This window comes from Flagellimonas sp. ABD4_174 (assembly GCF_056160185.1).
In genome coordinates this window covers 1781791-1808381 of the sequence record NZ_JBSWWP010000001.1, presented here as the reverse complement: position 1 = coordinate 1808381, position 26591 = coordinate 1781791, and the positions used below count along the sequence as shown (strand labels likewise).

Sequence of the window (26591 nt, the reverse complement as noted above, 5' to 3'; positions counted from 1 at the left end):
ACTGAGGGTCACACTTTTAAAGCGTCTTTAAAAAGACGCTTTTTTTATGTCCAATAAGTTTTACGAAAACGTTTGAAATATCTAATTTTGCCGAAAATTAAACTACACAACTGTAACCATCATCCATGAGCAACAACAATTCGTACGAAAAAGAGCTTGCGTTCCAAGCGGATAGAAGAAAGGCAACCACGGAATTTATTAAAATCATTAGCGATTTATGGTACGACAAGGCCATAGAAGTCGTACTCTTTAAAAATCAGATAATCGATAAAAATGTGAGCGACATCATCAACCTGCACGAGTATGCCGGTGAATTTGTCCAAAAGCCGATGTCGATCTTTGATTCAGTAGAAATTCTTAGGGCAATCAACGACCTCAATCTGCCTCCAGCCAAATTGGATATTGGAAAACTAACGTACGAATACAACAATAACCAAAACGCCCATTTGAACGTAAAGGCCTTTGTGATAGATAAACTAAAGGATGCGGAATCTTCCAAGGCCATAAAACCAAAAGATGTTGTACTCTATGGATTCGGCCGCATTGGACGCCTAGTGGCCAGGGAACTTATGGCCAAAACAGGACGTGGCAGTCAGCTGCGCTTGCGTGCCATTGTGGTTCGTGGAGAATTGAACAAGGAAATCTTGGAAAAAAGAGCTGCACTTTTAAAAACGGATTCTGTTCACGGGCCATTTACCGGAACGGTAGACATTGACGAGGAAAAGCAAGCCTTGGTGATCAATGGCACAACAGTAAGGATCATCAGTGCCAATCAGCCGGAAGATATAGATTATACCAAATATGGCATTACCAACGCCCTGATCATCGACAACACAGGGGCCTTTAGGGACAATGTTGCCCTTTCCAGGCATTTAAAATCCAAAGGGGCGAGCAAAGTATTGCTGACCGCTCCTGGTAAGGAAGTACCCAATATTGTTCATGGCGTAAACCATAAGGATTTTAATCCGGACAAAACCAAGATTTATTCCGCAGCGTCTTGCACGACCAACGCCATTACACCAATTTTAAAAGTGGTGGAGGACTCTTTGGGCATTAAGAAGGGACATCTGGAGACCATACATGCCTATACCAACGACCAAAATCTGGTGGACAATATGCACAAAAAATACCGTCGTGGCCGTGCCGCCGCCCTAAACATGGTGATCACGGAAACCGGTGCCGGCTCAGCAGTGGCCAAGGCATTGCCCTCCTTGCAAGGCAAGCTAACGTCCAACGCCATTAGAGTTCCCGTACCCAATGGATCATTGGCCATTCTAAACTTGGAAGTAAAAAACAAGACTTCCAAAGAGGGTATAGACACCATCATAAAAAAATATGCTTTGGAAGGAGACTTGGTAGAGCAAATAAAATACGCCCTGAGCAACGAACTCGTATCTTCGGATATAATTGGCACCACTGCTCCATCCATTTATGACAGTAATGCCACAATTGTTTCGGCAGATGGTAAAAATGTGGTTCTATATATTTGGTATGACAATGAGTACGGGTATTCCCATCAAGTAATACGATTGGCAAAATATATCGCAAAAGTTAGGCGTTATACCTACTATTAGTGGATGACGAATTGTTCAAAGAACCGGTTTTCTTTTTCATAATTAGGTATATTGGCGTAATTTCGTCCCGCCCTTAATCTAAAATTTAATACGAGAACATTATTGAACATGAAGCAATTACGCATTTTATTCAGCCTATTTTTACTTATTCCATCATTTTTGGTCCATGCGCAGGAAGAAGAACCTCATGCCCAAGAAACCGACAATACCCTGAGAGGACAGTTTGAAGAACTGGAAAGAAAGTCTGGAAATTATCGGGCGAATGGCATCCGCTATGAGGTAATCAAGCTATCCGAGCTGTACGAAACCAAAAACAATATTTTTGACTCCATTGATACGGCCAATAAAACCATAAAGGACCTGTCCGCCACTATAGATGCGAACAAGTCCGAAATCGAAGATCTAAACGAGAAATTACAGGATACCACAAACAAGCTGAACAACGTTACCGAAGAAAAGGACAGTATCTCCTTTTTTGGGGCACTGATCAGCAAAGGCACCTATAATTTTATATTATGGGCCATTATTTTTGGTCTTTTACTGCTATTGCTCTTTTTCATTTATCGATTCAGAAATAGTAATTTCCTTACGCAGCAAGCCAAATCCGCACTGGCCGATTTGGAAGAAGAGTACCAAAACCATAGGCGTCGCGCACTGGAACGTGAACAGAAAATTAGCCGGCAACTACAGGATGAGCTCAATAAGCAAAAAAAGTAAACCATAAGGCTCCCTAAAATAGGAGCCTTTCTTTTTTATGCCCGTTAGGATAGCTTTCATTACTTTTGGCAGGAATAAACATTCATACAAAAGTCCATGCGGATAGACATTATCACAGTTCTTCCAGAGCTTTTAAAAAGTCCTTTCGAAGCATCTATTTTAAAAAGGGCCATCGAAAAAGGACTGGTAGAAGTACACATGCATAATTTAAGGGATTATACCACGGGCAAATATAAGCAAGTGGACGATTACCAATTTGGCGGTGGTGCAGGCATGGTGATGATGATCGAGCCTATCGACAAATGCATCTCAAAACTAAAATCCGAAAGAGAGTACGACGAGATTATTTATATGACACCGGATGGACAAACCTTGAACCAGGGAATGGCCAACCAGATATCCCTTAATAAAAACTTGATCATACTCTGCGGACATTATAAAGGAGTGGACCAACGGGTAAGGGATTTGTTTGTAACAAAGGAAATCTCGGTGGGCGACTACGTGCTCTCCGGAGGTGAATTGGGCGCTGCCATTTTGTGCGATGCGGTGATTAGACTGCTGCCCGGTGTACTTAACGATGAAACTTCGGCGTTAACCGATACTTTTCAGGATAACTTATTGGCTCCCCCGGTCTATACCAGACCTTCAGAATACAAGGGCATGGAGGTTCCAAAGATATTGCTGAGCGGTAACTTTCCAAAGATTGAAAAATGGCGGGAAGAAGAAGCGTTGCAGCGCACCCGCGAAAGAAGACCCGACCTTTTGGAATAAGATACTATGGAAAATTACGATGCATATTTTATGGCCGGAGGTGCTCTCCAAATATTGGGAAAACTAATTCTTGTGTTGGCGAGCGGCATTCTTTTCACCAAGCAAAGAAACCTGGGCACTACACTTATGCTTCTGGGCAGCCTGCTTTCCATTGTATTTTCCCTCGGCACTCTTCTCCTTACCACATTCTCGGCCCAAGCAGGACCCGAATCGGTTATCAAAGCCAATGCGCTGAGTAGTTTGTTGACACCCCTCCCCTACATTCTCTTTGCGATTGGTTTGTTCTGGTTCTCCCTAAAGCAGGTGAAGAAACATCCCAAAAATCAATAACAGGTTCAAAAAACAAAAAACCACTTGCTATTTCTAAATATTGCATTACTTTTGCAATCTCAAAATCAACCTCTGACGAAATCCGTGAAAGTTGGTCTTGTCCAAAACAATTAAAAAGACAAAAATGGAATCCTTAGTAAAATTTGTTGAAGACGAATTTGTTCCAAAAAAAGAATTTCCAAAATTTTCAGCTGGTGATACCATCACTGTTTATTACGAAATCAAGGAAGGTGAAAAAACACGTACCCAGTTCTTTAAAGGTGTTGTGATCCAACGAAGAGGAAGTGGCGCAACAGAAACTTTTACCATTCGTAAAATGTCCGGTACTGTTGGTGTGGAAAGAATTTTCCCAGTGAACATGCCTGCTTTGCAAAGAATTGAAGTAAACAAAAAAGGTAAAGTACGTAGATCAAGAATCTTCTACTTTAGAGGTCTTACCGGTAAAAAGGCCCGTATTAAAGAGATCAAGGGATAATCCATATTCCGTACAACATGAAAAAGCACCTGTAACAGGTGCTTTTTTTATGAACAATTGTTAATAACCACGGTTCATATCGTGTTGATTTTTAATCGTTTAAAAAGTTGCGCGATACAAATTTTCCCTCTACTTTAGACAAAGATATGATTGGGATACCATCACAATGATATCTATTTAAAGTTGACGTTCTTTAAAACTATGTATTCCCTTTTAATTGGTAACACTACTGATCACAAAAGGATTTTCGATTGGAGGAAAGCTTAGGCAATTCTTCAACGGAAAAAGTAAATTTTATGTGCGAATGAAAGAGCAATTTTTCATTTTGATAAAATTTAAGAATGCCATAGTATCACTTTGCAGCATGTAGTTAATTGAAAAATTAGAAGCATGGCAGAGTAAACGTCGAAGGGACTTAAAAAATGTAATCTAACAGATTACCACAGTTTTGGCAACAGAACAAATTTTTGGTCCTATCTGAAAGCCATATCCCTCTTAAAAAAGAGGATATGGCTTTTGTTTTTAATAAATTCACAACAAAAGAACCTACTTTTTACTCTTTTCCATTCGTACTTCAACGTCCATAAATCGTATATTTGCAACCGCTCAAACAAATTCAGATAAATGGCAAAACTATATTACACAAAAACAGATGAGGCTCCCGCCTTAGCAACATTATCATTCTTGCCCATTGTTAAATCATTTACCGAGACCGCCAATATCGCAGTAGAGACCAAGGACATCTCCTTGGCCGGTAGAATTGCCGCTGTGTTCCCCGAACTATTGACCGACGACCAAAAAGTTACGGACGACCTGGCAATCCTTGGCGAACTCGCAAAAACACCAGAAGCCAATATCATTAAGCTTCCGAATATCAGCGCCTCCATCCCTCAGTTAAAAGAGGCTATTGAAGAACTACAAGCAAAGGGATACAAACTTCCCGATTACCCGGACGAACCAAAGACCGACGAAGAAAAGGTAATCAAAGCAAAATACGATAAAGTAAAAGGTAGCGCAGTAAACCCGGTACTCCGTGAAGGGAACTCGGACAGACGTGCTCCAAAAGCCGTTAAAAACTACGCAAAAGCACATCCACATAGCATGGGCGAATGGACTTCCGACTCCAAGACCCATGTGGCCACTATGTCCCATGGTGATTTTAAATCCAATGAAAAATCATTGACCCTATCCCATGCGGACAATATTCGAATTGAGTTGGTAGGCAACGACGGAGAAACCACTGTTCTAAAAAATAACCTATCACTGTTACAGGGCGAGGTGATCGATGCCACGGTAATGAGCAAAAAAGCATTGGTAGAATTCTTGACAAAGGAAATCGCCGATGCCAGAGCGAACAATATATTACTATCCTTGCACTTTAAGGCAACAATGATGAAGGTTTCCGACCCGATTATATTTGGCCATGCCTTGGAAGTATATTTCGCGGAACTGTTCAAAAACTATGGGGAGACCTTCGATAAATTAGGGATAAACCCGAACAACGGTCTAGAATCCCTGTTGGATAAAATCGGAGAGTTGCCCGAAGCGAAGCATAAAGAAATTGAAAAAGCAATCAAGGACAGTATCGATAACGGTCCTGACCTGGCCATGGTAAATTCCGATAAGGGAATCACCAATCTACATGTACCGAGCGATGTAATCATTGATGCATCCATGCCTGCAATGATCAGAAACTCCGGTAAAATGTGGGACAAAAATGGAGAACTTCAGGATACAAAAGCTATAATTCCAGATAGCAGCTATTCCGGTATTTACCAAGCAACCATCGACTTTTGTAAAGAGCACGGTGCATTCGACCCGACCACTATGGGTACGGTGCCCAATGTTGGGTTAATGGCACAAAAGGCCGAAGAGTACGGATCACACGATAAAACTTTCGAAATAGAGAAAGCAGGTACGGTAAAAGTGATCAATGCGGCTGGCGATACATTAATAGAACATGCCGTAGAAAAAGGTGATATCTGGAGAATGTGCCAAGTTAAAGATGCACCCGTTCAGGATTGGGTCAAATTGGCCGTTTCTCGTGCAAGGGCCACCGACACCCCTGCGGTATTCTGGCTGGATGAAAACAGAGCACACGATGCCGAACTCATTAAAAAAGTAAATCTATATCTAAAGGATCACAATACCGATGGTCTGGATATCCGCATCCTTTCCCCTATCGAGGCTACTAAGTTTACCTTAAAACGCATGAAGGATGGAAAAGACACCATTTCCGTATCAGGTAACGTATTGAGGGATTACTTGACTGACCTGTTTCCAATTTTAGAGGTAGGAACCAGCGCCAAAATGCTCTCCATTGTTCCATTGATGAATGGTGGAGGACTGTTCGAAACAGGAGCAGGAGGCTCAGCCCCTAAACACGTAGAACAGTTCTTGGAAGAAGGACACTTAAGATGGGACTCCCTCGGCGAATTTTTGGCCTTGGCCGTTTCCTTGGAATTTTTTGGGGAAAAGAACAACAACAAAAAAGCCCAAGTTCTTGCCGACGCTCTCGACAAGGCAACGGAAGAGTTCTTGAACCAGGACAAATCACCATCCAGAAAAGTTAACGAACTGGACACGCGCGGCAGCCATTTTTACCTATCGCTATATTGGGCCGGGCAATTGTCCCAACAAAACGATGATACAGAGCTTAAAGAAATTTTCTCGAAAGCGTACAAGGACCTATCTTCCAATGAAAGTACCATTGCAAAAGAATTGATAGATGCTCAAGGATCACCCGTGGATATTGGAGGGTATTACCTGCCAAATCCGGAATTGGCATCCAAAGCAATGCGACCTAGCGATACATTCAACAGGATTTTGAACTCCATTGGGCAATAAAAACAACATATAAACATACAAAAGGGTGATCTGATCAAGGTCACCCTTTTATTTTTGTGGTGGGATATGTTAAAAAACCCGAGTTCACCATTTTCATTTTTCTTCTTTTGTGGAAATGTGTACTTTTAAAAAAACCAATCGAATGCCCAGACATTTACTTGCACTATTGCTCGCCCTGTTTGGGCATTTTTTTGTGCTCCAGGCCCAACAGCGCTATACCCTGAGCGGTACAATTTCCGAAGCTACCAGTAACGAGACCCTGATCGGAGTAACCGTGGCCATTTCCGAGCTCAAAACCGGTACGACCACAAACGAATACGGTTTTTATTCCATCACCCTGCCCAAAGGGCAGTACCAGGTAATCGTTAGTTATCTCGGTTTTCAAGAAGTAATAGCGACCATAAATCTCGACCAAAATCGGAAGCAGGACTTTAACCTTTTTGAAAAAGCTGAAGAATTAGAGGAAGTTGTGGTTACGGAAGATGTAGAACGACTGGATATCCGTAAACCACAAATGAGCGTGACCACTTTGGCCGCAAAGACCATAAAGCAAGTGCCCGTGGTACTTGGCGAGGCAGATGTTATAAAATCCTTGGTGTTGTTGCCCGGGGTCACAAATGCCGGTGAAGCCTCTTCCGGATTTAATGTACGCGGTGGGGCCGCCGACCAAAATCTGATTTTATTGGATGAGGCGACCGTTTTTAACTCTTCCCACCTTTTCGGGTTCTTCTCCGTTTTTAATCCGGATGCCATTAAGGATGTCAAGCTTTTTAAAGGAGGAATTCCCGCTAGGTATGGTGGTAGGGTCTCATCCGTACTCGATATTTTTCAGAAAGAAGGCAATAGTAAAGATTTAAAAGTAAACGGAGGTATCGGTGCGGTAGCCAGTCGATTGCTCGTGGAAGGACCCATCCAAAAAGATAGAGCAGCCTTTTTAATTGGCGGTAGAGCTTCGTACGCCCATTTGTTCTTGCCCTTGTTCGACATCAACAGCAAGGCATACTTTTATGATCTGAACGCAAAAATCAATCACAGAATAAACGAAAACAACAACATATTCCTATCCGGGTACTTTGGCCGCGACCTTTTTAATGTAAACGAGCGATTTGTTAATGTCTATGGGAATGCCGTCGGAAATTTACGCTGGAACCATTTGTTCTCCGACAAACTGTTCTCCAATCTTTCTTTGATCTATTCCGATTATTATTATGGTTTAGAGCTTGATTTTGTAGGGTTTGAATGGGATTCGGGCATTCGTAACTTTAACATTAAATATGACCTAAAACACTACTTGAACGACAAGTTTCAATTAAATTATGGTGTAAACGGTATTTACTATGTGTTCAATCCCGGAAAAATTGTACCCAACAGTCCCGACTCGGGCATTCTGGAAGAACAGTTGACCAAAAAATATGCAAATGAAAATGCTGCATATATCGACGTAGAACAAAAAATAACAAACAACCTAAGTATCCAATATGGGCTAAGGGCCAGCCAATTCAATCGTTTTGGACAAGATGAATTTTACGTATACGAGAACAACAACCCAGTTGAATTTGATCCTTTTACCCTTACTTACCGTGAAGGGGAGGCAATAGATACGATTAGTCCCGGGCGAGGAGAAACCCTCAAGACCTTTTTTAATCTGGAACCCAGAATTTCCATGTCCTATTCGTTCAAGGAAAAAAACTCCATTAAAGCAAGTTACACCCGATTGGCCCAGTATCTGCACTTATTATCCAATACCAACTCCCCTACGCCCTTGGATGTTTGGACACCAAGTGGCCCTTTTGTAAAGCCGCAATTGCTGGATCAATACGCCGTGGGATATTTTAGAAATATAAAAAATGGTGAATACAGTTTGGAGACCGAAGCCTTTTATAAGGACATCCAAAACAGGATAGATTATATAGATGGAGCCAACCTTATTGCGAACAAGGCTATAGAAAGGGTAATACTGAACGGAGAGGCAAGGGCATACGGATTGGAGGTCCTGTTCCGAAAAAATGAAGGACGGTTCAAGGGTTGGCTGGCCTATACACTCTCCAAATCGGAACAAAGAACCCCTGGCAGGGTATTAGGTTTCGATTCTGGACGTTCCAATCTGGAGACCGGAATCAATTTTGGGGATTGGTACAATACTCCGTATGACAAAACCCACGACCTTTCCCTTTACGGAAGCTTTGACCTAAACGAAAAATGGAATATCAATGCCAATTTTGTTTATCAAACAGGGCAACCTACCAACTATCCCATTGGTCAGTTTGAGTTTGAAGGTGTAAATGTCCCCTATTACGGTTTGCGCAATAAAGAACGGTTACCGGATTATCATCGATTGGATATTTCCGCCACCCTAACACCCAAACGAAACAGCCGCAAGAAAATACAATCCGAATGGGTATTTAGTATTTATAATGCCTACAGCCGTAAAAATGCGGCATCCATCAATTTTAGGGAAAATGAGGATACTGGACGTAACGAAGCCGTTCGTACCGCTATTTTTGGCATAGTTCCGTCCGTAACCTATAATTTTAAATTCTAGTGATATGAAAAGGATTATAACATACATTTTTATCACTTTAATTATTGGCGCTTGCGAAGACCCCATCGATGTGGATCTACCCGAAGTGGAAGCACGACTGGTAGTTGATGGACTTTTACGTGTTGACAAAAGTGAAGAATTTGTGGACGTAAGGATCACCATGCGCGAAACCAGTCAGTTTTTTGATGAGAACCAACCCACACAGGTAGAAAATGCGGTGATAAGCTATGGGGTTCTAACAGACGAAGGATTATTTGAAACGCTATCTTTTTGCAACCTGACCGAGGAAGCCCCGGGTACAGGAGTATATGTTCCAGACCCAAATTTTACAACAGATCAGCGAATTAGGACTGCCTCGGCAGAGCCAGGTGTTGTGTTTATCCTACAGCTTACACACAAGGACAGGAAGTACTTTGCGCAGACGGAATATGCACATACGGTGCCCATAGATAATTTGGAACAGGGTATGGACACATTTATAGATGAAGATGAAACCGAAATAAAGGTAACATTCACCGATGATGGTACTAAGGACAATTACTATGTGTTCGATTTTATGTACAATGAGTTTTTGGTGATCGAAGATGAATTCTTCCAAGGTCAACAATTTGAATTCTCCTATTTCTACGATGATGAAATTTCTGCCGGCGACGAGGTAACCGTTAGTATTCTAGGCTCTACAGAGGAATTCTACAACTACATGGATTTGGTTCTTGAGCAGACCCAGAACGATGGTGGGGTTTTTCAAACTCCGGTGGCAACCGTTCGCGGCAATGTTTTCGATATTACCGGACTGGACAATATCACTATTTTGGATAATGTGGAACGGCCCAACGACTATGCGCTGGGTTTCTTTGCTGTGGCACAGGAATATACTTCGAGCCTCATTGTCCAATAGCATTTTAGAGCAGCACATAGAGGATCAAAATCATTAAAATACCGATTACACCTTGAATGAGTGTGCCCAAAGTATGTCCTCTCAGGGCTGTTTTTACGTTCATATTGGAAAATTGAGATACCACCCAAAAATAGCTGTCGTTTATGTGCGAAACTGTCATGGCCCCTGCGCCTATGGCCAAAACTGCGAGTGCTTTTTCCGTTATGGAAATCAAACCAAAGGTCTCCAATAAAGGTGCTATAATTGCGGATGTGGTAATTATGGCAACAGTGGACGAGCCCTGGGCTGTTTTGAGAACCGCTGCAATCACAAAAGCTATCAGCAGACCACCAATACCGCTACTGGAATCCAAATTTATGATAGAAGCAATGTCCATAGTCCTTAAAATGGCTCCAAATGCACCGCCGGCCCCGGTAATCAGCACTATGGACCCTGCTTGCCTAAACGCTTCGGGAACCCAATCTTTTTTTTGTTCTGACGAAAATTTACTGCCCAGCGTAAAGGCAAAAATTACCCCGACCAACAATGCAATTACGGGACTCCCTATAAAATCAAAAGTAAAAAACACCCACCCTTCCCCCAACGGTCTTGTTGGGTAGTTCACAATTGAATTCATAGCGATCAAAACAATAGGCACCAATAAAGGCAGGAAAGCTCTATATGGTTTTATAGTATTGCCAAGCTCGCTTTTTTCCATCACTTGCTCCTTATGCTCCTCCTCGATCAACGTTTTTCCTATAAACCGAGCCCAAACGTAACCAGAGATAGAAACAGGGACCGCAACCAAAAGCCCTAGAATTAAAACTGTACCTAAATCAGCATCTAAAATGGCGGCAGCGGCCAACGGTCCCGGTGTTGGCGGCACAAATACGTGCGCCGAATACAATCCGGTCGCCAACGCAATCGCAAATACCAAAGCAGGGATACCGGTTTTTTTACTTATGGCCCTGTTCAAAGATGAAAGTATTATGTATCCCGAATCACAATAAACAGGAATGGATATTACGAATCCCGCCAAATTAATGGCCAAAGGAGACCTTTTAAGCCCGATTACTTTTAAAATACTATTGGCCAAAATCTGGGTACTTCCGGTTTTTTCCAAATAAATCCCTATTACGGTTCCAAAAGCGATCACCAAACCTATGCCCGAAAGTGTTTTCCCGAAACCTTCCGCCATGGTCGACATTATTTCTTGAGGTGCGATCCCCAACAAAAAACCAGAGGCCACCGCAGCAATGGTCAAAGAGAAAATTGGGTGCATTTTAAATTTTACGGTGGCAATAATGATAAAAAGGACGACAACTCCGAGAATTAGTAGCTCCATGCTTAATTTATTGGTTCGATATCCTTTAAATATAAGCTAATATTCCTACTTTGGTCCCATGAGGCATACGAACAAGGAACTTCTGGTAAAAGGAATAAAATCGTTTGGTTACACAGTGCTGGCCATGTTCATGGGACCTGTTTTAATTTATCAGGCCTTTAAGAATGAAGGACATCCATTCTACTGGCCCGTTTTAATTTTAGGTGCCCTCTTTGCCATTTTGGCCATTTATTTGGGATTTAGATCGGTAGGCATTGTAATGGAAGCCATATTTGGAAAAAAGCCCAAAGATTAATTCTCTGCACTTGGTGGTGTGTTTTTCCATTTATTGGTCAATTGGGCATAATCGTAATCCAAAACTGATTTTTGTCGCTCCAATCGACTGGCAGCAAAAGCCCTTTGCAAAATATCCTCGATTAAATAATCCTCGTGGACAATTTCTGGCCTAAACTCTTCCTTTAAACTGATTTTGAACAAACTTGCTGTGGTATTGTACCAAAAGGCCCGCCAACCGTTACGCAGTTCTTTAACCAAATCAAAGGCTGTTGTCCCGGTTTGACGGTGTATCAACTTTACTAGAATTTGACCTTCGGTCCGGGTCAACTTTTTTAATTCTTCGGAAAATTCCCCTTCTATATATTTTTGGACCTTTCGGGTGTAACGTCTTTGGTGTTTCCGTTTTTTGATGTGTTGTAGGCTATCGTTCAACTCCACCAATCGTTCAGCGGCCAATTTAGCGTATGGATACACTTTTAAGGTTTTTCTTCGAAGAATGTAATATCTGAGTTTATCCTTTTGGTCGGCGAATTCCAGTTTACCAAAAATATAAACTTCGTCCAAGGCAATAGAACTCATTAAAATAGAGTCCCCCTCAAATCGGACATAGTAGTCATCAAAAGCATCATTTACCGTGGAATCCAACGGTACCATAAGGGAATCCTTTGCAGGCTCCTGAGCAAACCCAAGAGCCGTAATTGCCATAAAAACAAAAAGTAAGCAGTTACGCAGCATAAGATTTTTTACTCAATAGTCTTGCCAAAAGTAAGGATAAAGGTATGATATGGTTATTAAATAAAAGTGAATATTCTTATTTTTGTAGACTAAATCATATTCATGGCAAAGAAGAATATCATCAACGAAAAATCCCTCGAATTTCTAGAAAAATATTTAAACAACGCCTCTCCCACCGGATACGAATGGGAAGGTCAAAAAATCTGGATGGATTACTTAAAACCTTATGTGGACGAGTTTATTACGGACACTTACGGCACTGCCGTTGGGGTAATCAATCCAGATGCCAAATATAGAGTGGTTATAGAAGGACACTCTGATGAAATTTCTTGGTACGTTAATTATATTACTGAGGAAGGTTTGCTCTACGTTATCCGAAATGGAGGAAGCGACCACCAAATAGCACCATCGAAATGGGTGAACATCCACACTAAAAATGGTATTGTAAAAGGTGTTTTTGGATGGCCTGCCATCCACACTAGGAACAAAGCCAAGGAGGAGCCTCCAAAATTGGACAACATTTTTATCGATATAGGTGCCAAGAACAAGGAGGAAGTGGAAAAAATGGGCGTTCATGTCGGTTGCGTGATCACTTACCCGGACCAATTCCATATATTGAACAAGGACAAGTTTGTTTGTAGGGCCTTGGACAACCGTATGGGCGGATTTATGATTGCCGAAGTGGCCCGTTTGCTCAAAGAGAACAAAAAAGAACTTCCTTTTGGATTGTACATTACCAATTCGGTACAAGAGGAAATTGGACTACGTGGTGCAGAAATGATTACACAGACCATAAAACCCAATGTTGCGATCGTTACAGATGTTTGCCACGACACCACTACCCCAATGATCAATAAAAAGACGGAAGGAGAAACAAAGATCGGTGACGGTCCGGTGGTTTCGTATGCTCCAGCGGTACAGAACAAACTTCGTGAGCGTATTTTGGAAACTGCAGAAGCCCATAAAATACCCTTCCAACGAAATGCCTCTTCCCGCTTTACGGGTACGGATACCGATGCCTTTGCCTACAGCAATGGCGGTGTTGCCTCTGCCTTGATCTCACTTCCGTTGCGCTATATGCACACTACAGTGGAAACGGTACATAAGGACGATGTGGAAAACGTAATCCGCTTGATCTACGAAACATTGTTGAATATAAAAGACGGGGAAACTTTTAGTTATTTTGATTAACTGAACCCCATCCATATTTTCAGCTAATAAAATTCTGTCACCCTGAAACATTTTCGGGGTGACTTTTTTTTATCTTTAGGTAATATGGATGAGCGCATCGACATTTTGGACGAACATGGAAAACCGACGGGGAAATCCTGTTTAAAATCGGAAGCCCATCAAAAAGGGCTTTTGCATCCTACCGTCCATGTTTGGTTATACACTATAGATGGTCGTATTTTGATACAGCAACGGGGGAAAAACAAGGCCACCCATCCTTTACTTTGGGATGTTTCGGTCGCAGGACATGTTTCCGCTGGCGAGAATGTTGTTGCTGCGGCCATAAGGGAAGTTAGGGAAGAAATAGGCCTGACCATAAACGAAACTGACCTGAAATCCCTGGGAACTTTTAAAGCTGTACATAAAATTTCCGAGGATTTTATCGATGCCGAGCTGCATTACATTTACTTGTGCCAACTCAAATCACCACTGGACCAACTTGTTAAACAAAAAAACGAAGTAGAAAATTTGGCCCTGATACCCCTGTTCAAGTTTGCCGAAGAAACTTGGGGACTGGCCTCCGTGGGTAAATATGTCCCACACGGACCTACCTATTACAAAACCATTGTACAAGAAATAAAAAAAAGAGTCTAGTTTAAAGTATCCTTGGCAAACTTCGCCACAGCATCAATAGCATAAGCTTTATGCCCGCCGCTCTTCATTTCTTTAACCACAAAAGCATTTGTGTTCAATTCTTCTTCACCCAAAAGAATTACATATGGCACACCTCTTTTATCTGCGTATTTAAATTGTTTCTGTACTTTGGTATCCGTAGGGTACAAATCCGCTCGTACACCATTTCTACGTAGATCCGCCACCAATTTTAGAGCAGCTTGCGCTTCTTTTTTGCCAAAGTTGAGGCACAGTACATCCAAAGATGTGTCCAAACTGTCCGGAAACAAGCCCAACTCCTCCATAACCAAATAAATACGGTCCAATCCGAAAGAAATACCAACGCCGCTCACATCTTTTAGTCCAAAAATACCGGTAAGGTCATCGTAACGGCCGCCACCGCCAATGGAACCCATTTTTACCCCTTCCGGCGCTGCAACTTCGAAAATGGCCCCTGTATAATAATTGAGACCACGGGCAAGGGTTACGTCCAACTTAAGCTTGGCCGATTGCAATCCCAGCTGGTCCACCGTTGCAATAATTTCTTCCAGTTCTGACACACCGAGCATGCCAATTTCGGAATCAACAAGAATGGCTTTTAGCTTTTCCAGTTGCTCGGCAGCGGTCCCCGACATATCGAACAAGGGCTGTGCTTTGGCAATAGCAGCTTCGGAAATGCCTTTCTGCAACATCTCTGCCTTTACCTTCTCCTCGCCTATTTTGTCCAATTTATCCAATGCCACCGTAAAGTCGACCAACAAATGTTTGGCCCCAATGACCTCTGCGATTCCGGATAAAATTTTTCTGTTGTTTATTTTGATGGTAGCTCCTTCTAATCCCAAATCCGTAAAAACGGCATCGTAAAGTTGAACAAACTCTACTTCCTGAAGCAGGGAATTGGCCCCAACCACATCGGCATCGCACTGGTAAAACTCACGAAAACGCCCTTTTTGTGGACGGTCGGCACGCCACACAGGCTGGATTTGATAACGCTTGAAAGGGAAATCTATCTCGTTCTGGTGCATTACCACATACCGGGCAAATGGCACCGTAAGATCGTAACGGAGTGCTTTTTCCGAGATTTTCGGCGTCAAGGTTGCTGAATTCTTGGAGCTGTAGGTAACATCATCCACTTTGGAGATAAAATCGCCAGAATTCAAGATTTTAAATATCAAACGGTCCCCTTCATCCCCATATTTGCCCAAGAGCGTATCCGAATTCTCAAAAGACGGTGTCTCGATAGGTTGAAAACCATAGGTTTCGAAATGCTTTTTAATGGTATGGATAATATAGTTGCGCTTGGCCACTTCTGCCGGTGAAAAATCTCTGGTTCCCTTTGGGATGGATGGTTTTTTTGCCATGTGGTATTAAATTCTCGTGCAAATATACGTTTGATGATAGAATGGTGGAAAGCCAAAAGGACAAAAGATTCTCCGATTGCCTAACTCTTTCAGGGCAACCACTGGTTCAATTCCTTGATTTCTTGGTTCTAAATTTCCATTCAGTGTTCCATGATCTGCTCGAACCATTGGTACAGTTCTCCTTTAGTGATTACCGCACCTTGCTTGATCAATTCGAACTTATCGACATTCTTATCCTCGCCATAGGCTTTGGAAGCTGACAGGTATTCCACAAAGTCGGATTGGTAATTTCTTTTGAACCAACCAAAACCTACCTCGGTCCGAAGGTCGATTTCGGGATTAAGAATCTTCACAGAAAATAACTTCATTTCCTTATCCGTCAAGTGAAATAAATGCATGTGACGTTCAGAAATATTTTCCAAATACTCCACCTTGTTCAGAACACCTTCCCATATTAAATCGCTGAAAACATCAATCTCTTCTTCGGCCACATCGGGTTTCTCCTCTTTAATGGTCTTCCATTCGTCTGCGGTTATGGATTGTGTTGCCAAAAAGTTGATAAATTCCGGGTGCAATTCTTCCAGTTGTTCCTTAGAAAGTCTTTTATATTTCATGCTGCAAAAATAAAAAAGGCTACGCAATAGCGCAGCCTTTACACTGTATTTCTGCAATAGTTAGTTAAATATATAGCGAACTCCAAATTGAGCCTGCCATCTGGACAACAAGCTTGTATCCGAGCTAAAGGTATCAGTAAAGTTCGTATCAAAAGTATATGTCGGAACATTGTTCTCGTCAACAGTAACTCCCAAAACCTGTTGATTTTGCGGAATTTCAACAATTCCCCAGTCAGAACTGATCAAGTTTCCAATATTAAGAACATCAACACTTAATTGAATGGTATTTTTGTCGGTAATCTTAATATCTTGGAGAATTTTCATGTCCCATCTACCTCTCCAAGGAGCCAACGCTCCATATCTTTCGGCATATTCCCCTCGATTATCGCTTAAATAATCATCTTGTTGAATAAATTGTTCAAAGGCTTGGGCCTGATCGGCACTGGCAAAGTTCATTTGGCCAATTTCCGATGCAGTGGGTATATATAGAAGATCGTTTATGGCCGAACCATCGTTGTTGATATCTCCTCCATAAATATAGTTGAACCTTCCTCCTTGCGCGTACTCATAAAACGCGGAAATGGTGGTCCCTGTTTTAAAAGCCTTAGAAATAACACCAACAAATCTATGGGTATCGCCATACCTCGAGTAGGACAATACATCATCATTGGCATTACCGGAAATTGCATTGGCCACAAAAGCATCTCCTGTTATTTCCGCTTCAATGGAATTAACATCCTTTGAATTTAGGTAACTATAGGCCAAACTGGTGTACAAGCCATTATCAAAAGTTTTCTGTGCCTTGAGGACTGCATTCCAAATTCTACCTTTATCGGAATTGGAGAAGACATAAGCATTGTTGATCAAATCACTGTCGGCGTAAACTGGCCTTGTATCCACTCCTTGCAATGTTTCAGATGGTTCGGTCAAGCCCCAGTTTTGTACGTGCGGGCCGTTTACATCCTTGGAATATGAAAGGTCGGCAGTAAGAATCAATCCATTGTCGAATCTATAATCTGCACCCAAGCTAGTTCTCCATACTTGCGGCCATTTAAAATCCGGGTCTACTACTTGATAAAAGAAAACATTTGGATTTGCTATTTGATTGCCCAACCAAACAAAAGGGAAACGTCCTGTAAACACACCAGTTCCTCCTCTTAACTGAAGGGTATTGTCCCCATTTACATCCCAATTAAATCCTAGGCGAGGCGATACCAACCACTGATCAGTGGGCATTTTAGTGGAGTCAAAAAATACGGTCTCCCCATTATTAGGGTTAACATAGGGAATATCGGGAACATAGGCAGGGGCAACATTGATCACATCCTGAGCTTTTCTAGAAGAATCGAAATAAAGAGGACGATCAAAACGCACTCCATAAGTCAATTTAAAATTCTCCGTGGCATTCCATTCATCCTGCAAATAAAAAGCCAATTGCCCCACATTGGTTTCGGCCAGAGCCCATCCATTAAGGTTTCCCTCTCCATTTGCTTCCAAAGAATTGTTCGCTGCTATGGCTGCATTAAATGCACCTTGATAGAAAGCTACGAGATCGGCTTCGTTGGACGGATCTCTAAAATCTGCTATGGAGCCCGTTGGAAAAAAGACACCTTGAGCACCGTAGGCGCCTAAATTAAATGAGTTATCGAACTCGAACCTTTCAAAGGAAAATCCGATTGTAAAGGTATGATCCCCTTCAAAAAAGTTGAGGTTATTGGTAAGCTGAAACACCTTTTGATCCAAACGGTTATTAATGGAAAAAGGTTCATGACCTGCAATGATATAGTTAGAACTCCCATTTTCATCCAAAAGTGTAATGGTTGGTGCCGGTGTGGATTTTGGATTTCGGAAATCATCAAAATGGGTGTATCCCACCTGTAATTTATTGATTGCTTGATCGGATAATGTAGAATTTAACTCCAATTGAACCGAACGAATTTTATTATTGATTTCATAACCAGCATTTTCAAATTGCAGTGTGGTTAGATTTGGCCCTCTGAACCCCAAAGCGGTCGGGTGTGCGGGCTTTTCTTTGGAGGCGTTCAAGAAGTTGTAGATAATTGCCAATCTATTGTTTTCGTTTATGTTCCAATCCAACTTGAATATGCCTTTGGTCGATTCTTGATCAAAATTAAACCCTTCAAAACTTCCTGGATCGTAGAACTGCCCGTCTCCAATGGTTACCTGGCTTAAAATATTGGAAACCAATTCAAAATCCGAGGCCAACACTCGAGATTCATTTATTCCTCCTGTACCTCTATTTGGTACAAAACCTGCACTTCCCAAATCCGTCCTATCGTCTTTTTCAAAGTTGGCAAAGAAGAATAACTTGTTTTTTACAATGGGGCCACCTATGCTGATTCCGTATTGAGACTGGCTTAGGTCTGCCTTGAACACATCATCGCCCTTTACTTTACCTCCGGTAAGGTCCTCGTTACGGTAGAAACCATAAACGGTTCCATAGAACTCATTTGTACCACTTTTGGTGACGGCATTTACGGAAGCTCCCGTAAATCCGGATTGGGTAACATCATACGGAGCAATGCTTACTTGGATTTGGTCTATGGCATCGATGGAAATCGGATTGGCGTCCGTTTGCCCTCCCGGTTGCGCAGCATCCAGTCCAAAGGGGTTATTAAATATGGCCCCATCCAGTGAAAAGTTATTGAATTGATCATTTCTTCCTCCAAACGAACCGGCACTGGCAGTGGGCTCCAATCGGGTAAAATCGTTTGTCGACCTTGAAATTGTAGGCAAACGGGTCAGCTCCCTTCGTCCTACACTGGTTTCTGCACCTGTCCGGTCACTACCAAAGGTACCTCCCCTATCCGATACCACCACCACTTCTTCCAATTGTTGACTATCAGATACCAAATTAACATTAAGGTTAAATGTTTTACCAAGCGATAAAAAAACGTCGTTTTGCGTCTCTGCTTTAAAACCAACATAAGAAATGGAAACCTCATAGGGTCCTCCAACCCTTAGGTTAAGAAGGTTAAAACGTCCTTCCTCGTTGGTTATAGCACCATAACGCGTGCCAGTCGGTGTGTGCACGGCAACCACATTTGCACCCAATAAGGGCACACCCTGATCATCCGAAACTGTTCCTCGAATGTTGGATGTGGTAACCTGTGAAAAAACAGAAGAGGACACCAATAAAAAAAGCAGTCCAAAGAGTTGAATTTTATTCATAACGAGTTAGTTATTAGTTTGTTCGATTACAAACATAGATAAAAAAAGTGCTGGCTGACCATAACTCTTTATGATTTATTAACGAAAATTTAAACATTAAAATCCTACTTTTTAACAATTCAATGTTCGACAATGCTGCTCTATCCGCTATGTTGACCTTAAAATATCAAACAGGCCATTATTGGTATACATTAATCAAAATAAAAAAGCCCTCCAAAATAGGAGGGCTTTAATAGTATTATAATCTGAAGTTTATTTTGCTTCCGCAACCACTTCAAAAGGGAATTCTACGATAACTTCCCTGTGCAATCTAATAATGGCTTCATAAGGACCAACTCTTTTGACAGCTCCACCTTTAATATTGATGAATTTTTTGTCAATTTGGTGCCCTTCTTTGTCCAAGGCAGCGGCAAGGTCTATGTTGGTTACAGATCCGAACAATTTGTCGCCTGCACCAACTTTTGCAGCAATTTTGATTTCCAATTGCTTCAACGCATTGGCAACCTTGGTTGCTTCATCTATTACCTTTTTCTCCTTGTGAGCTCTTTGTTTTAGGTTTTCTGCCAAAACTTTTTTGGCAGAAGGTGTAGCCAAATCGGCCAAACCTTGAGGGATAAGGTAGTTTCTGCCGTAACCGTTCTTTACGGTAACGATATCATCCTTAAATCCCAAATCCTGTACATCTTCTTTTAGAATAAGTTCCATTCTCTGGTGTTTTTTATTTCAACATATCGCCAACATACGGCATTAACGCTAGGTGACGGGCACGTTTTACGGCCTGTGCCACTTTTCTTTGGTATTTTAATGAAGTACCTGTAAGTCTTCTTGGAAGCAATTTACCTTGCTCGTTTACCAATTTCATCAAAAAATCCGGGTCTTTATAGTCTATGTACTTAATACCCGATTTTTTGAACCTACAATACTTTTTTTGCTTGCTGGTCTCAATATTAAGCGGGGTCAAATATCTGATTTCCCCGTCTTTTTTTGATTTTGCTTGTTGCTCTATAGATGCCATACCCTTATGCCTTTGCTTTTAATTTAGTTCTTCTTTTTTCCGCCCAAGCAATAGCGTGCTTGTCCAATTTAACGGTCAAAAAACGCATAACGCGCTCATCTCTTCTAAATTCCAATTCGTAAGGTCCAATGGCTTCGCCAGGTGCTTGGAATTCGAACAAGTGGTAAAATCCACTTTTTTTGTGCTGAATGGGATAGGCCAATTTTTTAAGTCCCCAATCTTCTTTGGAGACCATTTTGGCACCATTCTTAATCAAGAAATCCTCGAATTTCTTGACTGTTTCCTCTATCTGCGTTTCAGACAGAACGGGATTCAAAATGAAAACAGTTTCGTAATGGTTCATTATACTATATTTTTAAAGGAGCGCAAAATTAAGAATAATTCTTTCCTCTTGCAAGAAAACCAAAAAAACTTCGTTTAAGTACAAGAGTTATCAACACTGTTAAACCTAGTAAACCTAAATAACACATATGGTAATTTACACAACAAAATAGACCATGTTTACATCTTTTGTTGCTCCTAAACGTCTTTTTTGTGTACTTTGCCGATGATTTAAAACCCTACAAATCACCCCATTCATGAAATTAAAAAGTATAATTGTAGACGATTCCTCCATGCAGCGCATGGCCGTGGCAAAATTGGTCAACAATCATCCACATTTGGCCTTGGTTGCCGAGTACAGCAACGCCATTGAAGCCAAAAATGGTTTAAAAAACCATGATATCGATCTTATCTTCTTAGATGTTGAGATGCCGATTATAAGTGGTTTTGACCTTTTAGAGGCCCTTGAGAACCCTCCACAGGTAATTCTGATCACTGGAAAACCTGATTATGCACTGAAAGCGTTTGACTACGACGTAACTGATTACCTTCACAAACCCATAACTTTGGCCCGTTTTGAAGCTTCCGTAAAAAGAGCCGTTGCCAAATACGAGCAAATGAACCGGGTGGAAGAAGATGAAGAACACATTTTTGTAAAGAGCAACCTTAAAAAACGTAAGGTTATCTTAAACGACATTAAATGGATAGAGGCACTGGGAGATTACATTAAATTGGTGACAGATGAAGCCAATATCGTAATTCTATCCACCATGAAATCTTTTGAAAAGCAATTGCCGGCCGAAAAATTTCTACGTATCCATAAATCTTATATTGTGAATCTCGAGAAGATAGAAAAATTCAACAGTAAGAACGTTGAAGTAGGGGGCAGACAGATTCCTTTGAGCAGAAATAAGAAAACAGAGCTCGCCGAAGCACTGGCAAACGTATAATCTTATATGTGGTCCACATTGTAGACCAATCTGATACTTTTATACTTAGAAATAGCATTAAAGGATTTTTCAATTCTTTTAATGCTATTTTTTGTTTGGGCCAATGGTTGTTTTCTTGGTATTTTTATCAATATATTTTTAAGATAGTCCCTTCGTATACGAGCTACAGGTGGGTATTCCGGCCCTAAAATCTGAGTTCCGAGCACATTGCGCAAAGAGCCTGCCATCCAATCCGCGGCCTCGTTCAGTTTATTAAAGTCCTTATCCTTCAAGGTTATTTTTATGAGCCTCACCAAGGGCGGATACTTAAACTGTTCCCTCTCGTAAAACTGTTCTTGGAACATTTTATCATAATTATTCGTAGTAACCTGCTGCAATATTTGATGATAAGGGTTGTACGTCTGAATCAGTACTTTACCGCGCTTTTTGGTACGCCCTGCCCTACCCGCCACTTGGGTCAACATTTGAAAACTACGCTCGTGGGCCCTATAGTCGGGAAAATTGAGCATGGAATCCGCATTCATTATACCTACAAGGCTTACATTTCTAAAATCCAAACCCTTGGTCACCATTTGTGTTCCCACCAAAATATCCATCTCCTGATTCTCAAAAGATGAGATTATTTTCTCGTATGCGTATTTTCCACGCGTTGTATCCAGATCCATGCGGCCAACGGAAACATCTGGAAACAACTGACCTAATTCTTGCTGAATCTGTTCCGTACCAAAGCCCTTTTTATCCAAAGTTGGGCTCCCACAAGCCAAGCACGCTTGCTGCAAGGCCATGTGATAACCACAATAGTGACAGCGAAGTTGGTTTCTGTGCTGATGATAGGTCAGGCTAACGTCACAATTGGGGCATTGGGCCACATGCCCGCAAGTGGTACACTCCACTACCGGAGCGAATCCCCTTCGGTTTTGAAAAAGAATAATCTGCTCCCCCTCTTCCAGCGCTTCCTCGATGGCCTTTATGAGCGTTTCCGAAAAATGACCTTTCATTCGGCGTTTTCTGGTAGCCTCCTTAATATCCACCAAATTGATATCGGGCATTAAAACATCGCCAAATCTATGTGCCATGGATGCATACCCATATTTTGCTGTCTTAGCATTGTACATACTCTCTATACTCGGAGTGGCAGAACCTAGAACAATATTTGCACTATGCAATGCCGCGAGCACAACGGCCGCATCCCTGGCTTGATATCTTGGTGCCGGGTCGAATTGCTTAAAAGAATTCTCGTGTTCCTCGTCCACGACCACCAATCCCAAATTGGTAAAGGGCAAAAAAAGTGAAGAACGTGCTCCGATTACGATTCGAGCTTTTTCTGCATCATTCAATACATTGTTCCATACCTCAACCCTTTCGTGAATGCTATATTTTGAATGATATACGGATACTTGATGGCCAAAATATTGCTGTAATCGGTTGATCAATTGGGAGGTCAGAGCAATTTCAGGAAGCAAATACAGCGCTTGCTTTCCTTCATCCAGACATTTTTGGATGAGTTTTACATACACCTCTGTTTTTCCTGAAGAAGTTACCCCGTGCAACAATACGGGTTTTTCTTCGTCGAACCCATGCTGTATATCGTCTAGGGCCCGATGTTGATGCTCGTTCAATTCAATAGCTCCAACATCACCCGATCGCCCATCGAACTCCACCCGATCTTTTCGGATATGGTATTCTTCCAGAATATTTTTATCGATCAAGGCTTTGATTACCGAACGGGAACCCCCGCTCTCCTTTTCCAGTTCCGAAATAGGTATGGGTTTGGCACTTTTGGCCCTTAATTGAAATAAAGAAAGTACCACTTGACTCTGCTTGGGAGCCCTGGTTAAATCGTTCAGCAGTTCGGACAGTTGTTCTTCGCCTTCAAATTGCTCGGCGAGCTTAACATAGCGTACCAATTTAGGTCTGTATTGTTCGTACAGTTCTTCTTTTTGAAGCACAATACCTTTGTGCACCATGGCATTGACTATTTTCAACACATTTTTTTTATCCAGGATATCGCTGACCTCGGAGATTTTCAATGCGGTTTGATGTTGAAGTGCTTCGTAGATCAAAAACTCGTCAACGGTGAGTTGCAATTCGTCTACCTTTGCATTTTTGTTGGGCAAAATTAGGGTTTCGCTTTCCAACAAAAAGGCACTGGGCAGGGCGCTCCGAACAACTTCGCCCAACGTGCACATATAATAATTGGCCACCCATTCCCAATGCCTCAACTGCACTTGGTCCACTACGGGCCGTTCGTCCAGAATTTGATAAATTTCTTTAGATTCGTAGGCTTCTGGGGCATGAGTATGCGCTTTGTAGGCCAATGCGGTGTATATCTTGGTCTTGCCAAAAGGTACGGCAACTCGCATTCCCACTTGAATAAAATCGGCTTCTGCTTCCGATATTTTATAGGTGAAAAGCTTTTCCAAAGGAATTGGCAAAACTACCTCTAAAAAATACTCCATAAATTATTCCTCGATTACCCTGTGCCATGTTTGTGTACGGTACAAAAAGGCTAAATATCCACGTACTTTTAGCCTATTTTTGTTCTCCTCGTCCAACCAGACCTTAGCTTTAAAAGTCATAGCTTTTTCAGGGTCGAAAAGGGTATCCCCTTTATATATGCCCTTGCTGTTCTTTTCAAAATCTTCCATGATCTTCATTCCAAGAACGGGCTTGTCCTTTCTTTCTCCTTCACATTTTGTGCACCTTGCATCTTTTTTGCCCTCTTCCAATATTTTTACCACTTTGGCGTGCATCAATCCATCTTCCTCGTAAATTTCGATGATTGCCTTGTTTACCCCATTTCGATCATCGATAGTTTTCCATTTACCAAAAACTGTTTGCGATAGGGTTATCTGGCAGCAGAGAAAACACACCAAACCGATCCATTTATTGTATGTCCTTCTGTTTTTCATGTCTTTTTTTTAATGAGTTGAGGGTTGCGTTCAATTCAAAGCCCAATAATAAGATATTGGAATTTAACCAAATAAACACCATTAATATCAATAATCCACCCAAAGCACCATAGAGTTCGTTGTAACGAGCAAATTTTTCAACATAAATTCCGAACAGATAGGACGTCAATAAAAATAAAAGGGTGGTCATTAACGCACCTGCGGAAAAAAATCGGGCTTGCCTGCCTTCTGCAGTCCCAAAATAGTACAGTATGGCCGTTGTAAAATAGGAAAGGCTTAGAAAAAACAACACTTTGGCTACCTGTATTCCGATGGTATCTCCTTTTTCCACATCGTAACCCAACGTTTTGCCTAAATATTCACTGGTGTACTCTACAATATAAAATTCAAAATACACAAATGCCACCGCTCCCACGATCAATAAAATGGACAGAATTAAACCTACCATAAGTGCATAGGCATACTGACGGAAAAAATTCCGTGTCAATTCCACATGGTAAGAGTTTTCGAAACCTCCAAATATCGCATTTACGCCATTGGCCATTAAAAAAATAGACAAAATAAATGCCGAGGAAAGTAATCCGCCCTGCTTTTGATCCTTTATCTGCTGATAAATATCACCAAAATAATCACTTGTCGCCGAGGGAAGGAAAGATTCCAAAAAATCCAAAAACTGGGCATCAAAATTCTCGTTGCCCACGCTCACATATGGAATAATAAAAGGAATCATGGTCACCAAAAATATCAGTAGGGGGAACAATGCTAGAAAAATACTGAAAGCGATAGAACTGGCCCTTGAAGAAAGTGCTCCTTTGACAATTCCCATCAAATACATTTCGATCAAATCATAGAAGGAGAGGCCCTCAAAAGCTTTGAGCTTAATCTTTTTCAAAACCTGTACAATCCAATTGACCACGGGTATCTTCTCCAACTGCTCTTCTATGGCTGCAGACATTTAAACGGCTTTTAAACTTAGGTCCATGTTGTGTACGGAATGGGTCAAGGCTCCCGAAGAAATATAATTTACGCCGCATTCGGCATATTTTCTCAGGGTTTCCATTGTTATACCTCCGGAAGATTCCGTAAGGCATTTATTTCCTATTCTTTTGACCGCTTCGCGGGTTTGATCGTAATCAAAATTATCCAAGAGTATTCTGTAGACCCCTTCGGATTTTAATATCTCGTCCACCTCCTCTAAATTTCTGGCCTCCACGATAATTTTAAGGTCCTTTCCTGTTTCTTTAAGGTAATCCCTTGTTTTTTGAATGGCATTGGTAATACCTCCAGAAAAATCGATGTGGTTGTCCTTGAGCATGATCATATCGTAGAGGGCAAACCGATGGTTTTCTCCCCCTCCTATCTTTACCGCCCATTTTTCTAGGGCCCTAATCCCCGGGGTAGTTTTTCGTGTGTCCAGAATTTTGGTGCCCGTACTTTCCAAAATACTTACATATCCTTTTGTTTTTGTGGCAATGGCGCTCATACGCTGCATGGCATTGAGCACCAAGCGTTCGGCCTTTAGAATGCTTTGCGAGCTGCCCTCCACATAAAAAACTATATCACCGTATTTAACGGGGGTGCCGTCCTCCAACAAAATTTCCGTTTTCAGTTGTGGGTCTACATAGGTAAAGACTTTTTTTGCAAATTCCACACCTGCAATAATACCTTGGTCTTTTACAAGGAGTTTGGCCTTTCCTTTTGCAGTTGAGGGAATACAGGCCAAGGAACTGTGGTCTCCGTCGCCAACGTCTTCCCTAACGGCATTGGCAATGATCAGATCTAGTTCTTTTTGAAATTGTGCTTCGGAAATCATTCAATTGGGATTTTAACGAAAATAATAAAAACATTGTTCCTTGTCCATGTACAAACCATGCTTAATTTTATGAGGAATGGAT

At 41.6% G+C, this 26591-nt stretch carries 24 protein-coding genes; 12 read left to right on the top strand and 12 right to left on the bottom strand.

The features are described from left to right. Positions 1-125 precede the first annotated feature (125 nt). The 8 genes from ACXAFK_RS07885 (at position 126) to ACXAFK_RS07850 (ending at position 10154) form a co-directional block, all read left to right on the top strand. Positions 126-1574, top strand: coding sequence for a glyceraldehyde-3-phosphate dehydrogenase (locus ACXAFK_RS07885; protein ID WP_224836674.1), 1449 nt, complete (start codon positions 126-128; stop codon positions 1572-1574). A 108-nt stretch (positions 1575-1682) separates the two neighbouring features. Further along, a complete protein-coding gene (locus ACXAFK_RS07880) occupies positions 1683-2291 on the top strand; it encodes a coiled-coil domain-containing protein (RefSeq protein WP_474957365.1) in 609 nt (202 codons plus the stop codon). A 96-nt stretch (positions 2292-2387) separates the two neighbouring features. Further along, positions 2388-3062: a tRNA (guanosine(37)-N1)-methyltransferase TrmD gene (gene trmD, locus ACXAFK_RS07875; protein ID WP_474957364.1), complete on the top strand. Its 675-nt coding sequence runs from the start codon at positions 2388-2390 to the stop codon at positions 3060-3062. Between the two features lie 6 nt (positions 3063-3068). Beyond that, positions 3069-3392, top strand: coding sequence for a hypothetical protein (locus tag ACXAFK_RS07870; protein ID WP_474957363.1), 324 nt, complete (start codon positions 3069-3071; stop codon positions 3390-3392). 124 nt (positions 3393-3516) lie between these two features. Continuing rightward, the gene (gene rplS, locus ACXAFK_RS07865; RefSeq protein WP_224836670.1) at positions 3517-3867 is read left to right on the top strand and encodes a 50S ribosomal protein L19; all 351 of its coding nucleotides are present in this window, start codon (positions 3517-3519) and stop codon (positions 3865-3867) included. 624 nt (positions 3868-4491) lie between these two features. Then, the gene (locus ACXAFK_RS07860; protein WP_474957362.1) at positions 4492-6714 is read left to right on the top strand and encodes an NADP-dependent isocitrate dehydrogenase; all 2223 of its coding nucleotides are present in this window, start codon (positions 4492-4494) and stop codon (positions 6712-6714) included. A 142-nt stretch (positions 6715-6856) separates the two neighbouring features. Further along, entirely contained in the window at positions 6857-9256 is a 2400-nt protein-coding gene (locus ACXAFK_RS07855; RefSeq protein WP_474957361.1) for a TonB-dependent receptor, read from the top strand. A gap of 4 nt (positions 9257-9260) precedes the next feature. Beyond that, positions 9261-10154 carry a DUF4249 family protein gene (locus tag ACXAFK_RS07850; protein ID WP_252079957.1) on the top strand — a complete coding sequence of 298 codons (894 nt, stop codon included), beginning with the start codon at positions 9261-9263 and terminating at the stop codon, positions 10152-10154. 4 nt (positions 10155-10158) lie between these two features. Here the strand turns inward: ACXAFK_RS07850 and ACXAFK_RS07845 are convergent, their stop codons facing one another. After that, positions 10159-11478, bottom strand: coding sequence for a GntP family permease (locus tag ACXAFK_RS07845; protein ID WP_474957360.1), 1320 nt, complete (start codon positions 11476-11478; stop codon positions 10159-10161). A gap of 58 nt (positions 11479-11536) precedes the next feature. Here ACXAFK_RS07845 and ACXAFK_RS07840 point away from each other — a divergent pair, with 58 nt between their 5' ends. Further along, on the top strand, positions 11537-11773 hold the full coding sequence (locus ACXAFK_RS07840) for a DUF6095 family protein (protein WP_224836665.1): 237 nt from the start codon (positions 11537-11539) through the stop codon (positions 11771-11773). Here ACXAFK_RS07840 and ACXAFK_RS07835 read toward each other — a convergent pair. Further along, positions 11770-12459: a DUF4294 domain-containing protein gene (locus tag ACXAFK_RS07835; RefSeq protein WP_369884688.1), complete on the bottom strand. Its 690-nt coding sequence runs from the start codon at positions 12457-12459 to the stop codon at positions 11770-11772. The two genes, ACXAFK_RS07840 and ACXAFK_RS07835, sit on opposite strands and share 4 nt — an antisense overlap. A 132-nt stretch (positions 12460-12591) precedes the next feature. On the opposite strand from ACXAFK_RS07835, the gene ACXAFK_RS07830 reads away from it, so the two are divergent. Together ACXAFK_RS07830 and ACXAFK_RS07825 are read left to right on the top strand one after the other, a co-directional pair. Continuing rightward, entirely contained in the window at positions 12592-13680 is a 1089-nt protein-coding gene (locus ACXAFK_RS07830) for a M42 family metallopeptidase (protein WP_224836663.1), read from the top strand. Positions 13681-13764: 84 nt separating this feature from the next. Beyond that, positions 13765-14313, top strand: coding sequence for an NUDIX hydrolase (locus ACXAFK_RS07825; RefSeq protein WP_474957359.1), 549 nt, complete (start codon positions 13765-13767; stop codon positions 14311-14313). Here ACXAFK_RS07825 and hisS read toward each other — a convergent pair. From hisS to rpsF, 6 genes are all read right to left on the bottom strand, one after another. After that, entirely contained in the window at positions 14310-15692 is a 1383-nt protein-coding gene (gene hisS / locus ACXAFK_RS07820; RefSeq protein WP_474957358.1) for a histidine--tRNA ligase, read from the bottom strand. The genes ACXAFK_RS07825 and hisS overlap by 4 nt on opposite strands. Positions 15693-15832: 140 nt before the next feature. After that, complete coding sequence (locus tag ACXAFK_RS07815; RefSeq protein WP_224836660.1) at positions 15833-16306, bottom strand: DUF6495 family protein; 474 nt, start codon at positions 16304-16306, stop codon at positions 15833-15835. Between the two features lie 60 nt (positions 16307-16366). After that, positions 16367-19498: a TonB-dependent receptor gene (locus ACXAFK_RS07810; RefSeq protein WP_474957357.1), complete on the bottom strand. Its 3132-nt coding sequence runs from the start codon at positions 19496-19498 to the stop codon at positions 16367-16369. A 252-nt stretch (positions 19499-19750) separates the two neighbouring features. Then, positions 19751-20203, bottom strand: coding sequence for a 50S ribosomal protein L9 (rplI, locus tag ACXAFK_RS07805; protein ID WP_252079964.1), 453 nt, complete (start codon positions 20201-20203; stop codon positions 19751-19753). A gap of 13 nt (positions 20204-20216) precedes the next feature. Continuing rightward, positions 20217-20513 (bottom strand): 30S ribosomal protein S18, encoded by a 297-nt coding sequence (rpsR, locus tag ACXAFK_RS07800; RefSeq protein ID WP_014031368.1) that lies wholly within the window; start codon positions 20511-20513, stop codon positions 20217-20219. A 4-nt stretch (positions 20514-20517) separates the two neighbouring features. Further along, complete coding sequence (rpsF, locus tag ACXAFK_RS07795; RefSeq protein ID WP_224836657.1) at positions 20518-20856, bottom strand: 30S ribosomal protein S6; 339 nt, start codon at positions 20854-20856, stop codon at positions 20518-20520. 235 nt (positions 20857-21091) lie between these two features. Here rpsF and ACXAFK_RS07790 point away from each other — a divergent pair, with 235 nt between their 5' ends. Next, the gene (locus ACXAFK_RS07790) at positions 21092-21784 is read left to right on the top strand and encodes a LytR/AlgR family response regulator transcription factor (protein WP_224836656.1); all 693 of its coding nucleotides are present in this window, start codon (positions 21092-21094) and stop codon (positions 21782-21784) included. Between the two features lie 2 nt (positions 21785-21786). On the opposite strand, the gene priA is transcribed toward ACXAFK_RS07790, so the two are convergent. Genes priA through nadC form a run of 4 tightly spaced genes read right to left on the bottom strand, consistent with a single transcriptional unit; the run spans position 21787 to position 26509 of the window. Beyond that, the gene (gene priA / locus ACXAFK_RS07785) at positions 21787-24243 is read right to left on the bottom strand and encodes a replication restart helicase PriA (RefSeq protein WP_474957356.1); all 2457 of its coding nucleotides are present in this window, start codon (positions 24241-24243) and stop codon (positions 21787-21789) included. A 3-nt stretch (positions 24244-24246) separates the two neighbouring features. Next, the gene (locus tag ACXAFK_RS07780) at positions 24247-24696 is read right to left on the bottom strand and encodes a DUF2147 domain-containing protein (RefSeq protein WP_252079966.1); all 450 of its coding nucleotides are present in this window, start codon (positions 24694-24696) and stop codon (positions 24247-24249) included. Then, on the bottom strand, positions 24671-25651 hold the full coding sequence (locus tag ACXAFK_RS07775; RefSeq protein WP_224836653.1) for a YihY/virulence factor BrkB family protein: 981 nt from the start codon (positions 25649-25651) through the stop codon (positions 24671-24673). The genes ACXAFK_RS07780 and ACXAFK_RS07775 overlap by 26 nt, the downstream gene beginning before the upstream one ends. Further along, positions 25652-26509 carry a carboxylating nicotinate-nucleotide diphosphorylase gene (gene nadC / locus ACXAFK_RS07770; protein ID WP_224836652.1) on the bottom strand — a complete coding sequence of 286 codons (858 nt, stop codon included), beginning with the start codon at positions 26507-26509 and terminating at the stop codon, positions 25652-25654. It lies immediately after the preceding gene. Positions 26510-26591: the final 82 nt, after the last annotated feature.